Origin of the sequence: Exiguobacterium sp. SH1S1, from assembly GCF_004337245.1 — a bacterium.
GTDB classification, from domain to species: domain Bacteria; phylum Bacillota; class Bacilli; order Exiguobacteriales; family Exiguobacteriaceae; genus Exiguobacterium; species Exiguobacterium aurantiacum_A.
In genome coordinates this window covers 133,498-145,544 of the sequence record NZ_SJUZ01000004.1, presented here as the reverse complement: position 1 = coordinate 145,544, position 12,047 = coordinate 133,498, and the positions used below count along the sequence as shown (strand labels likewise).

At 51.5% G+C, this 12,047-nt stretch carries 10 protein-coding genes; 4 read left to right on the top strand and 6 right to left on the bottom strand.

The features are described 5' to 3' along the window. Window positions 1-20: 20 nt before the first annotated feature. A complete protein-coding gene (yhfH, locus tag EVJ23_RS09705; protein WP_016509445.1) occupies window positions 21-182 on the bottom strand; it encodes a protein YhfH in 162 nt (53 codons plus the stop codon). 145 nt (window positions 183-327) lie between these two features. On the opposite strand from yhfH, the gene EVJ23_RS09700 reads away from it, so the two are divergent. Together EVJ23_RS09700 and EVJ23_RS09695 are read left to right on the top strand one after the other, a co-directional pair. Continuing rightward, entirely contained in the window at window positions 328-693 is a 366-nt protein-coding gene (locus tag EVJ23_RS09700) for an ArsR/SmtB family transcription factor (RefSeq protein WP_131465742.1), read from the top strand. Between the two features lie 109 nt (window positions 694-802). Then, a complete protein-coding gene (locus EVJ23_RS09695; RefSeq protein ID WP_131465740.1) occupies window positions 803-2,839 on the top strand; it encodes a heavy metal translocating P-type ATPase in 2,037 nt (678 codons plus the stop codon). A 45-nt stretch (window positions 2,840-2,884) separates the two neighbouring features. Here the strand turns inward: EVJ23_RS09695 and EVJ23_RS09690 are convergent, their stop codons facing one another. Beyond that, window positions 2,885-3,508 (bottom strand): hypothetical protein, encoded by a 624-nt coding sequence (locus EVJ23_RS09690; protein WP_236633751.1) that lies wholly within the window; start codon window positions 3,506-3,508, stop codon window positions 2,885-2,887. 168 nt (window positions 3,509-3,676) lie between these two features. On the opposite strand from EVJ23_RS09690, the gene EVJ23_RS09685 reads away from it, so the two are divergent. Next, window positions 3,677-5,746, top strand: a complete 2,070-nt coding sequence (locus EVJ23_RS09685) for an alpha-amylase family protein (protein WP_131465736.1) — start codon at window positions 3,677-3,679, stop codon at window positions 5,744-5,746. 43 nt (window positions 5,747-5,789) lie between these two features. On the opposite strand, the gene EVJ23_RS09680 is transcribed toward EVJ23_RS09685, so the two are convergent. The 3 genes from EVJ23_RS09680 to EVJ23_RS09670 form a co-directional block, all read right to left on the bottom strand. Further along, the gene (locus EVJ23_RS09680; protein ID WP_236633750.1) at window positions 5,790-8,393 is read right to left on the bottom strand and encodes a putative bifunctional diguanylate cyclase/phosphodiesterase; all 2,604 of its coding nucleotides are present in this window, start codon (window positions 8,391-8,393) and stop codon (window positions 5,790-5,792) included. A 100-nt stretch (window positions 8,394-8,493) separates the two neighbouring features. Then, window positions 8,494-9,360 (bottom strand): YitT family protein, encoded by an 867-nt coding sequence (locus EVJ23_RS09675; RefSeq protein WP_131465734.1) that lies wholly within the window; start codon window positions 9,358-9,360, stop codon window positions 8,494-8,496. Between the two features lie 86 nt (window positions 9,361-9,446). After that, window positions 9,447-9,854 carry a YkvA family protein gene (locus tag EVJ23_RS09670; RefSeq protein WP_070328854.1) on the bottom strand — a complete coding sequence of 136 codons (408 nt, stop codon included), beginning with the start codon at window positions 9,852-9,854 and terminating at the stop codon, window positions 9,447-9,449. A gap of 114 nt (window positions 9,855-9,968) precedes the next feature. On the opposite strand from EVJ23_RS09670, the gene EVJ23_RS09665 reads away from it, so the two are divergent. Next, window positions 9,969-11,207, top strand: coding sequence for an aminopeptidase (locus EVJ23_RS09665; protein ID WP_070328855.1), 1,239 nt, complete (start codon window positions 9,969-9,971; stop codon window positions 11,205-11,207). A gap of 54 nt (window positions 11,208-11,261) precedes the next feature. On the opposite strand, the gene EVJ23_RS09660 is transcribed toward EVJ23_RS09665, so the two are convergent. Next, the gene (locus EVJ23_RS09660) at window positions 11,262-12,044 is read right to left on the bottom strand and encodes an alpha/beta hydrolase (protein ID WP_131465732.1); all 783 of its coding nucleotides are present in this window, start codon (window positions 12,042-12,044) and stop codon (window positions 11,262-11,264) included. Window positions 12,045-12,047 lie beyond the last annotated feature (3 nt).

Here is a 12,047-nt window from a genome sequence, read left to right as displayed (position 1 = left end):
CGGAAACTCCGAGGGATTGTTTATTGTTCAGCGAGTTGAAGCTTTTCAGCACATGATGCGCATGTGTTTTCATAAGACTCACACTGCTCATCCATATGTTGTCCGCATTCTTGACACGTCTTATCTGGTAATTTCCGATAAAATTCGACTGACGATTCGAGTCGGCTTGCCCATTCATTCATATAAAGCGCCTCCTTTAAGTATGCGTGCGTTTGTTAAGTTGTATTCATTGTATTATAACAGTTGTGTTTAAGTCAATTATAATCTATAACAGATTTTTCTGTTTGGATTTGCTAAAATGAAATTATACGAAATGAGGTGACACGGATGAAGGCACCACAATGCGAAACAATCGCCATCCAAAGTGAAGATGTGGCTGTATTGCAACAGGCACTTGTGCGATTGGAAGCTAACCGAGTCAGTCGGTTGTTTAAGGCGTTCGCTGATCCGACGAGACTGAAAGTGCTGTACGTCTTGACGCTCGAGCAAGAATTATGTGTCTGTGACGTCGCCGCCGTGATCGGACACTCGAACGCGACCGCGTCTCATCATTTACGGACGCTCCTCGATCAAGGGCTCGTAAAATATCGTAAAGATGGGAAAGTTGTTTATTACTCATTAGATGATGAGCACGTTCGCCTTCTCGTCGAAATCGCGATGGCGCACAGTGCCGAACAGCAATCAGGTCTTTGAGAAGTGTCTACTGCGACAACACAGTAGACACTTTTTTATATTGTATTCTCTTCCAATCAGCGTTACGATATATTCAAATAAACGTTTGAATGAAGTGGGAGGAAGAGCGATGGAATCACGTGACGTCTTACCAGTCGAAGGTATAACTTGTACAAATTGTGCGGCGAAGATCGAGAAAAGCGTCTCGGAGCAGACCGGTGTCGCATCCTGTCAAATCGACTTTGCGACGAGCCGGATGATCATCGAATGGATTGATCCGTCCGAGCGTGAAACAGCGCTCCGTTCAATTGAAGAGACGATGGGGCGGATTGAACCGGGCGCGCATTTCGTGAAAACTGATCAAATCGAGCAAGCATCGAACCACCTGTTGTGGCGCTTTGGTATCGCCCTCAGCCTGCTTGTGCTCGCTCTCTTGACTGAATCACTGCCGTTATACGTTGTTGCTTATGCGGTCGCCGGCTATGATGTCGTCTATGCGGCAGCACGAAACGTATGGCATCGCGAATGGTTCGATGAGAAGTTTTTAATGACGATTGCGACGATTGGAGCGTTCGCAATTCGAGAATATCCGGAAGCGGTCGCCGTCATGCTATTTTATCAACTCGGCGAATACTTCCAAGGACGAGCCGTCCACGCGTCGCGTCGGTCGATCCAGTCATTATTGAATATGAAACCGACGATGGCACGTGTGCTCGGTCCGGACGGTGAGTTCGAACGGCGTCCTGAAGATGTGGCAATCGGCTCGGTCATCATCGTCCGTGCCGGAGAACAAGTTCCGATGGACGGGAGCGTCGTGATCGGCTCGAGTTCACTCGATACGGCATCATTGACGGGCGAATCGGTTCCCCGTCAAGTCGGACCGCACGATGAAGTGCTCGCCGGAATGGTCAATTTAGAAGGGCGGCTTGAAGTGCGCGTCATACGATCTGCGACGGAGTCGAGCTTGCAAAAAATGATTGCGCTTGTCGAACAGGCAAGCTCGAACAAAGCGAAGACAGAGCAGATGATCACACGCTTAGCCAGAGTGTATACGCCGATTGTCGTCGTTTTAGCAGCAATCGTTGCGTTCATTCCACCTCTTTTCGTTGGGAATTTAGAGGAGTGGGTGTATCGCGCCTTAATTTTCCTCGTCATCAGTTGCCCGTGCGCACTCGTCATTTCAATTCCGTTAGGTTATTTCGGCGGGATCGGGGCTGGTTCTAAACGAGGGATTTTGGTCAAAGGCGGCGAGTATTTAGACGTGCTCGCCGAAGTGAAGACGGTCATCTTTGACAAGACGGGAACGCTCACGACCGGTCGCTTTGAAGTGACGGACGTGACGACGAACGGAGACGTGACAGAAGCGGAGTTGTTAACGCTCGCTGCCCGTGTTGAGATGGCATCGACGCATCCGTTGGCAAAAGCAATCGTCGCGAAGGCGAGCAAGACGACCGCGTTTGCGAATATTACCGAAGACCCGGGCTACGGTCTGACAGCGACAGATAGCACGGATACAATCTATGTCGGAAGTGCTCGTTTCATGAGGAAGTTAGGACATTCGATTCAAGATGAACAAATGGGCACAAGCGTCCACGTCATGAGAAATGACCGCTGGCTCGGGCGGATTGAACTGATGGATACGGTGAAAGAGGATGCCGCAGCAGCCATTGCCGCGCTAAAACGTCTCGGCTATCGGACGGTCATGTTGACAGGGGACCGGGATGAAGTTGCGACGTCGGTCGGTTTGAAAATCGGAATCGATGAAGTGAAAAGTGAGTTACTTCCCCATCAGAAAGTCGAGGAAGTGGAGAAGTTGGCCGCACGAGGGAAAGTCGCGTTCGTAGGTGACGGTTTGAACGATGCGGCAGCGCTGGCCCGTGCGGACGTCGGACTCGTCATGGGTGGAATCGGGAGCGATGCCGCAGTGACGGCGGCAGACCTCGTGCTCATGAATGACGCACCGAGCGATGTCGTTGCGGCGATTGAGCTAAGTCAGCGGACGAAGCGGATCGTGTGGCAAAATATTATCCTCGCATTCGGGATGAAGGCGCTGTTCCTCCTGCTCGGCGTGCTCGGACTCGCATCGATGTGGGAAGCTGTGTTCGCAGACGTCGGCGTCGCGTTGCTCGCGATCGGCAACGCGACTCGCTTGATCCGTTCCAACTAAAAAAACTTCAAGCGAGCTTGAAGTTTGATGAATGCTTGAGACCGATCAGTTGTGATCGGTCTTTTTTTGACGTGTTTTGAAAATCATGAACATGAGGATGATGAGGACCGCTACGAGTAAGAAAACGATTGAGTACAGTGCTTGAATGACGATATCGATTTGATTTTGAGTGGATACGAGCTCTTTCCGGATATCGTTGTATTGCATCTGTTTCAAAGCTCTTAAATCTTCTAGTATCGTCTGCCGTTGATCGGTCATCGACTTGGCCGTCACCGTCGCCTGTTCGATGTCACCGCTCTCGTACATGACGAGGACGCGGTCGGCTTCTTGTTCCCAAATGCCGTCCCGATGCAGTAAGTCGAGGAATGAACTTGGCGTTCTCGGATCATTCTTGATAGATTCCTTCAACTCTTTCGTACGTTGGGACATGCTGTAATAGGCTTCTAAAAAGCGGCGGTCTTCATAGGCGAGGAGACCGCGGATAGCGTTGGCGCGTTCGATATTGTAGTACATGATTTCTTCAATTGCTTCATATGAATCGAACCGTTGCTCGTGAATGGTATCGATCTGGTCAGTCGTATTTCGCAGTTGAACGATGAAACTGGCGATGACGAGGACGATTAATACGGACAATGAGGCGAGCAGCAGCAGCCACTTTCGTTGGGACATGTTCATCCCTCCTTTATGAAGACAATCGTACAATATTTTTCGGGTTTCAGCATAAAATATTTTTTTGGGAAAGGAAAAACCGGGTAAAGAGTTAAATATATAATATGACGTTTCTTGTTATCGCTTACAATAGACGATGGAATGATTTCATTCATAAGGAGAGTAAATATGCCAGAGAACTCGTCGTTAAAAAAGTTACATCAGGTCTTAAAAACAAACCGGACCAATCTTCAATATGAAATCCCGACCTTGTGGAACCGGATGCGATTTCCGGCAGAACCCGTGCGCGACGGTGTCGAACGGGTGAACCCGTACGACTTTTTAATCGATACGATTGAACGAGGCATTCTTCCGCACGCTGTCAACGGGCGTGATTATCGTCAGTCGGTCGCACAAGCGGACGGGCACCTCGAGACAGGGGGAGACTGGATTAAGCGCTCCTCGGTCTACTCGATGCAAGTCCGGACCTCGACGTCGTGGGACCATGACGGGTCAGGCTACGTCGAGATGGACAACTCTCAAGGCATGAAAGATACCGGCACGTTCGTGAAAACGCTGGCTCTGTTGCCGCACTTGTTATACATGGGGATCGACACGTTATTTTTATTGCCGATCTCGCAGCACAGTCATAAAAATAAGAAAGGTGAGTTCGGTTCCCCATACGCTGTCCAAGATTTCTTTGCCATCGACGAAGAACTAAAAGAGACATTGACAGGGGACGGGTTGACGGTCGAGGAAGAGTTCGCCGCTTTCGTCGAGGCGTGTCATATGGTGGGCATTCGTGTCGTCATCGATGTCATTCCTCGCACGTGCGCCCGCGATAACCGTCTCATTTTAGAAAATCCGGAATGGTTCTACTGGATTCCGGTTGCGGAACTCGATTACTATCACCCGCCTCACGTCCCGGGAATCGGAGAAAACGTGAAGCCTGAGTATGCATTCCTGCCGATGATCTATGGATCTGAGGACGTTTGGCACCATCTCCGCCGCTTCTCGATGGCGCCTAATCTTGTCGATGCTGCCAAGTGGGAGACGGTGAAAGCCTACTTGGTCGAACATCCGGACGAAAACTTACTTGCCGTCATCGAGCGTGAGTTCGGTTTGACGACCGCTCCGGCGTTCTCGGATTGTATCAACGATCCGCAACCGCCGTGGTCGGACGTCACATACTTCCGCCTGTTCCTCGATCACCCGACAGCAGCTGCACCTTATGTCGGCGAGGCGAGTCTGGCACCGTATATTTTGTTCGACTCGATCAAGTCGAACCAGTTCCGGGGTGACGAGATCAACGAGCCGCTTTGGGTGATGTTAGCCGACATCATCCCGCATTATCAACGCGAATATGGGATTGACGGTGCCCGAATCGACATGGGACACGCTTTGCCAGTCGATCTCGCCCAGCGCATCTTGACAGAGCCGCGTCAACTCGATTCGAACTTCAGTTTCATCGCCGAAGAACTGATCGAAGTCGGGGCTTGGTCGGCGCGTGACGCCGGCTACAATATGATCATCGGATACGGATTCTATAAAGAGCCGCGTTTTGACACGCATGACACCCATCAATTCATCTACGACTCACGTTTCTTGCCGTTGCCGGTATTTGCGGCTGGTGAGACAGCCGATACACGCCGGATTGCGACACGAGACGGTGGACGCCAGGCGAGTCGCTTGCTCACCGTACTGAACGGCTTCATGCCGAACGGGGTGCCATTGACGAACTCGGGGCTTGAACTGTATGAGACGCAGCCGATGAATACCGGTCTCGATTGCCGACCGGAAGAGGCGTATCAGTTGTTCCCGACCGATCCATATTTCGGGAAACTTGCTTTCTTCGACGCGTATCAGTTCCATTGGGATCATCCCGAGCGGACTGAAATGGTTGAACTCATGCATCAAGTGGCGGAAGTTCGCCGCCGTTGGCTCGATGTTCTCGTCGACCCGAGTCACTTTGAACCGCTCACGATGATGGATATGGGGGCGCCGTTCATCGGTCTAGCTTGGTTACGGGCAGATACGAACGAGACGTTGCTCATCATCGCCAACACGAATATGCAAGAGCACCTGCAAGGGAAGGTGCCGCTCGATGGGGTGCGTCGCCGGAACTGGAACGCGAGTCGTTTCGCCGAGATGGTGTACTCACCGAACTCATGGCCGTACGCCGAGCATTCGTTCGACGACAACTGGGACCTTTGGGTCAATTTGATGCCAGGCGAAGTCAAAATCTATGAAATGAAATAAGCAACGCCTCGGATCCGTAAGTGGATCCGAGGCGTTTGTCTGTTCAAGCGTTTTGTTTCATGTAATAGATGACGAACTCGTCGAGCGGCATCGGTTTCGCGTAACGATACCCTTGCATCGAATTGCAACCGATCCGCCGAAGGAACGTCTCTTGGTATTCGGTCTCGACGCCTTCAGCGACGAGAGCCATCCCAAGTTGTCGTGCCATGGCGACGATGGTCGCGGTCACGGTTTGATACTCGCGATTTTCTTCTAGCTGCATCGTGAACTCCCGCGGGATCTTTAACTCGTCAATCGGATAGCGGACGAGATAGGCGAGTGAGCTGTAGCCGGTCCCGAAATCGTCGATCGATAGTTTGATGCCGAGTGCCTTCAACTCGAGAATTCGATTTAAGACGCGGTCCGACTGGTGCGCCGCGACCGTTTCGGTCAACTCGAAGTTCAAGCGGCTCGGTTCGATCGGGAAGCGTTCGAACAACGTCGTCAAATAATCGATCAAGTGTTCATCGAACAATTGCCGGACCGACAAGTTGACCGATAGTTTCGGCAAATCGATGTCGCCTTGTTCAAACGCATACATCAGTTGGAACGTCTCATGAATCATCCAACGACCGAGGTCATGAATATGACCGGTCTCTTCGGCAATCGGAATGAATTCGCTCGGCGGGATGAACTTGCCGTCGCGTTGCCAACGCATGAGTGCCTCGGCGCCGATGATCGCCTTCGTCGAGGCATCGACCTGTGGCTGGAGATAAAGTGAGATTTCACCTTTCTCGAGTGCCATATCAAGTCCTTCCATCAACAATTTTCGTTCTTCCTTGTCGACGCGAAGCGCAGGAGCGAAGATGACGGTCTCATCGCGTCCTTTGTCTTTTGCCTTATACATGGCCAAATCAGCGTTCGATAAGAGGTGCTTCAGCGTCGTGCCGTGCTCCGGATAACGGACGATTCCGATTGAAGCATGAATTTCGACGAGGTTCCCGGCCATGAAATAAGGAGGACGATAAACGAGACGACGTAAACGTTCAACGAGAATTTCATCATCATTGTGTTCGGCGACGACGATGAATTCATCGCCTCCAAGTCGTCCGGCATATTCGTTTGGCAACAAGGCGCTGCGTAGACGTTTACCGATGTGCTGCAGCAACTGATCACCCATATGATGGCCGAACTGGTCATTGATTTCTTTGAACCCGTCGAGGTCGGAGAACATGAGTGTGAACGGTCGGCCGTCCGCAATCAGGCGCTCGATCTGTTCTTGCAGCGCGTAACGGTTATGCAGCCCGGTCAAGCTATCGTGGTTAGCCTGATACAGGATCTGTTCTTGCTGGACGATCATTTGCGTGATGTCTTTGACGATGGCATAGATGCCTTCGACTTCCCCATCAATGATCATCGGGATGTTCATCAATTGCCAAACGCGTGCCGAACCATCTTCTGTCACGACATTGACGTCTAATGTTTGCGGCCGTCCGTTCGTAAGGTCACGTAACACGTTCGTATAGGCGGATCGATCCGTTTGTTCGATGATGTCTAAAATATTTGATCCGATGAGCGTCTCGGTGTCATGACCGAGGACAGAGCTCCCTGCTTCGTTGACGGACAACACTTCGCCGTCAAGGTCGAACAAAAAGATGGGCTCTGCGTGATACGCGAACAGCGAGCGGTACTGTTGTTCACGGAGTTCGAGCTCGTGGGCTTTCGTCGTGACCGCGACTTCGAGGTCTGTATTGACGGTATGTAAGCGATGGCTAATGAGTGCGTTCTGTTTGGCGACAACGAATTGACGGATGAGCAGTAGCAACACCGCGTTCGCAATCATCGAGTCGACGATCGAGGTGCCGAGCAGTCGATCCGAGGCGAGCATGTACAGCATGACAATCGTACTGTAGATGACGTAATCAAACACAGAATCATGGGCGAGGACGTCTTCTGTCGATTCATCGAACAAATAACTGATTGAAATGATGAGAATGCTGATGACTTGAAGCAAATGGAGAAGCTCATGGCCGATACCGGTTAACAACTGCAGCTCATTGATGATCGAGGCGGTTGTAAAACCGAGAATCCCGATGAGGAGCATCACGCGGAAGCCTTGCCCGGATGTCACGATGCGATTCAAATATAAGAAACCGAGCACCATGTAAAGGCTGATGAGCACTATCTGTTCTTCAAAGCCGTTCAAACTCGTGACATACTGGCCGCCGTTCTTTGTGTAAAAGAAGATATGCAACGCACCGACAATCAAAAAGCTGAGCAGTGCGAACACATCAAACGTACGCAACTTCAACGTTCTAATTTCAATCGATTGGGTGATGACGATGAGGGCCATGATCAAATAAAAGAAGTTTTGAATGAACAGCATCATATCAATTGGCATCGCCGTGGTAAAGCGGTGTCCCACCAAATAAGCGATGAAACAGACGTTGCCAGCGCTAATGAGAAGATAGATATAGCGGCGCATCCCGTGATGGCGCAATATGGCACTCCCGCTTACCACGGTGGCGACGAGTGCGATGATCATAAAGTAGACGAACAAGCTCGTCTCCCTTAACGCATAAGGGCTGAATAAGATAACGAATAGACCGATAAAAAACGTCCCGACGAGAAGAGCGGGGACTGATTGGCGCAAAGTGTGGCTAGACAACTTATGCACCTCCTTCTGTATATGTCTCTGAGGCTCATCCTTATTATCGGACCGTTCGGGTATTTATTACACAAAAAAATCGACAGCACGATGCTGTCGATTAAAGTGTATACGAATGTTCTTTAAAGTTACCGACAATCGAGTCGATTTCTGAGACAGTGACGAACGCCTCGGAATCAATGTCTGAGACGATTTGACGCAACTTTGGAATCTCATTGTTTTGAACGACGACGTATAGCATTTTTTTCGCGTCGTTCGAATAGCCGCCGGTCGCGTCCATGATGGTGACCCCACGCTTCAAGTTTTGTTTGATGACCAAGTTGATCTCGTCCGCTTTTTTACAGATGATGAAACACTGTTTTTGGGCGGAGAAGAAGCGATGGATCGTCAACAGCGTCCGCGACCGGACAAAACTGAGGACGAGTGCGTACATGACCGCTTTAATATCGAACGTGATGAACACGAGAATGTAGACGATGATATCTTGGGTCAAAAAGATTTTCGGGAGCGATAAGTTGCGGTTGTTCATGAAGATGACTTTCCCCAAAATATCGAGCCCGCCTGTCGATGCCCCGGCAAATAACAAAAGTGCCAAACCGAGTCCTGAGACGATACCGCTGAAGACGGACGCGACGAGCGGATCGTCGAGTGGCGTCGGTGGAATGAGGACAGGCAGCGCATCGATTAAAATCGATGACAATATGACGACGAGTCCTGTCATGAGAATAAATCGTCTCCCGAGATATTTGATCCCGATGATGAAGAGCGGGATGTTTAGCACCAACTGGGTGAGTCCGATCGGTGTGCCGAACAGCTCGTTGACGATGAGCGTGATTCCGACAATCCCGCCGGATCCGATTTCATTCGGTTTGAGTAACAGACCGACAAAGATAGATTGTAGGATTGTTCCGGCGATGATAAAAAGGATAGTCTCGATAGCGATCCGTTTACGTGATTTTGCGTACATATGAGTGGCTAAGGCGCCATACGCCTCCTTTGAATGAACTCATGCAAGCGTACTCCGATGACGCCGGAATTTCAAGTCTTGAAAGATTATAACTCGTTATGGAAGCGGTCGATATCACTCGCTAGCTGTTCGTGGACGTAGTCGATGACTTGAGCGTCGTCAAACAGTCCGAGCGGGGCGTCGTCCGGAATCGCGTCGAACGGTGAGACGAAATAGAGAACGGCCGCGACGAGAGCGTGTTGCTTGTCGGGCTGCATCTCGAACTGGGCGTTGTAGACGGCACGTAGCATGTTGAGCAGTTGTTTCATTTGGAAGTATAGTGTGAGCTCCTCTTCCCGTTCGATGTCGCTGATTTCGTTTGAGGCGACGTCGACCGTGACTTTTGCTAGGGCGAGTTCTCCTTGGACTAATAAGTCACCTAGCTTTTCGTTCTCGGTGAATTCGGTTTGGGCGTTGTTTAAAAAGTGTGAATAAGTCGTTTTCCAATCTGACATGTTTTTCTCCTCCTTCTCTCTACAACTACTAATATGCCCGTTTTTGCGATTTGGTTGCAACTTTTCCGAAAATTTAAGAAAATAGAAATAAGTGAAAAAGGAGGAACTGTACATATGTCTACTGTAACTTTACCGACCGAGGCAGAATTTGCCCGCTATGCCGAGCTTGCTGTCAAAAAAGGTGTCAACATTCAACCGGGTCAACAGCTCGAAGTCCGAGCCGATATTAGCCAAGCACCGCTCGTCCGCCAAATCGTGAAAGCGGCCTACGCGGCCGGGGCGAAACAAGTGTACGTCAACTGGAGCGATGAAGAGACGACGAAAGTGCGTTACTTCAACGCACCGACTGAAGCGTTCAAGGAGTTCCCAGAGTGGCTCAAAGCACGATTCGAGCAACTCGCGGAAGAGAAGACGGCATTCTTGTCGATCGTCAGCGACGATCCCGACGCGCTGAACGGTGTCGAATCATCACGCATCGCCGACTCGAACCGGGCGTCTGGTGTCGCGCTCGCGAAATGGCGTAAGTATGTCATGAGTGATAATGTCAGCTGGTCAATCGTGGCCGGTGCATCTGAAGCATGGGCGAAAAAAGTATTCCCAGACCGTGAAGATGCGGTTCCAGCCCTGTGGAGAGCGATTTTCGCAGCGACACGAATGGACCAAGACGATGTCGTTGCCGCCTGGGACGAGCACGATCAAGCGTTGCGCTCACGGGCGCAGCTGTTGACGGACAAGAAATACGCGAAACTTCACTACAAAGCACCAGGCACGGAATTGACGATCGGTCTTCCGAAGAAGCACGTCTTCCTCGGTGGTGGCGGTCCGAACATGGACGGCGTCGACTTCATCGCCAACATGCCGACGGAGGAAGTGTTCACGCTCGCCGATAAAGATGCGGTCGAAGGACACGTGTCGAGCACGAAGCCGCTCAGCTACAGCGGGAACTTGATCGACGGGTTCACGCTTTGGTTCGAAGGTGGAAAAGTCGTAAAAGCGGAAGCGAAACAAGGGCAGGCAGCACTCGATGAACTGTTGAACCTTGATGAAGGGGCACGCCGCATCGGAGAAGTCGCGCTCGTGCCGGACGATTCGCCGATCTCGAACTCGGGACTCCTCTTCTACAACACGTTGTTCGATGAGAACGCATCGTGCCACTTGGCGCTCGGTCGTGCCTACTCGACATGCCTTGAAGGCGGACCGACGATGTCGCCCGAAGAACTCGCTGAGAATGGCGCGAACGATTCGATGACACACGTCGACTTCATGATCGGTTCGGCCGAAATGAATATCGACGGTGAGCTCGAGGACGGAACACGCGAAGCGATCATGCGTGATGGGAACTGGGTCATCTAATAGAAAAAGATAGTTGAAAAGACGCAAAGGCGACCGCCTTTGCGTCTTTTCATGTCATGAGAGTTCATACAGAAATGCGAGCGCGTTCGGCAACCGACGCCGCCATGCAATCTCGTTGTGGACCGCCTCGGGCTCGACTTCGTAGCGGAAGGCGACGCCGGTCCGAGCGATCGTTTCGACGAGTCTCGCATTCGTGTATAAGTAGTCCTCGGGCGTGATCGGTCCGCTCGTCTCGTTCGTGCCGATATCCATATAGAGTCGGGCAGACAGGTCAGTTTGTTTCAGTTCGCGAATGAGCGAGTCGAGGTTGGACCAGGCGGCCGTCGACAGCGAACCGACACGACGGATTGCCGGATACGTCGCCATCATGTAGAGCGAGATGACGCCGCCCATCGAGCTGCCCATCACGCCGACGTCATCCGGGTCGGTCGCGTAGCGTGCGTCAATCCACGGCTTCAGCTCCTGCATGAGCCAGTCGGCATAGAGGCGCCCCTTGCCGCCGAGTGTCGGCCGAGTCTTAGCGAGCTCTGGCCCGATGCGTTTATAAAGCATCTCGTCTTCATAAAACGAATACTCGTCATAGCGGTCAAGCCAATCGGGGGCGCTCGCGATGGCGACAACCATGAGCGGCAGTTGCAAATCGTCGAGATGGCGGTCAATCGCCCAACCTTCCCCGATTGTCGCGGTCTTGCCGTCGAAGACGTTTTGGCCGTCATGCATATAGAGCACGGGCAACGCCTCGTCGGTACGAGCGAAGTCGGGACGGTAGACGCGGACGATTCGTTTTCGGCCGCGCATCGTCTCGGTCGGCAAGGTGAAACTAAACTGTTCGATCATACA

What these genes read in the sequence shown, in the direction of transcription:
- yhfH (WP_016509445.1), bottom strand. Translation starts at nt 182, where the DNA reads ATGAATGAATGGGCAAGCCGACTCGAATCGTCAGTCGAATTTTATCGG.
- EVJ23_RS09700 (WP_131465742.1), top strand. Translation starts at nt 328, where the DNA reads ATGAAGGCACCACAATGCGAAACAATCGCCATCCAAAGTGAAGATGTG.
- EVJ23_RS09695 (WP_131465740.1), top strand. Translation starts at nt 803, where the DNA reads ATGGAATCACGTGACGTCTTACCAGTCGAAGGTATAACTTGTACAAAT.
- EVJ23_RS09690 (WP_236633751.1), bottom strand. Translation starts at nt 3,508, where the DNA reads ATGTCCCAACGAAAGTGGCTGCTGCTGCTCGCCTCATTGTCCGTATTA.
- EVJ23_RS09685 (WP_131465736.1), top strand. Translation starts at nt 3,677, where the DNA reads ATGCCAGAGAACTCGTCGTTAAAAAAGTTACATCAGGTCTTAAAAACA.
- EVJ23_RS09675 (WP_131465734.1), bottom strand. Translation starts at nt 9,360, where the DNA reads ATGTACGCAAAATCACGTAAACGGATCGCTATCGAGACTATCCTTTTT.
- EVJ23_RS09670 (WP_070328854.1), bottom strand. Translation starts at nt 9,854, where the DNA reads ATGTCAGATTGGAAAACGACTTATTCACACTTTTTAAACAACGCCCAA.
- EVJ23_RS09665 (WP_070328855.1), top strand. Translation starts at nt 9,969, where the DNA reads ATGTCTACTGTAACTTTACCGACCGAGGCAGAATTTGCCCGCTATGCC.
- EVJ23_RS09660 (WP_131465732.1), bottom strand. Translation starts at nt 12,044, where the DNA reads ATGATCGAACAGTTTAGTTTCACCTTGCCGACCGAGACGATGCGCGGC.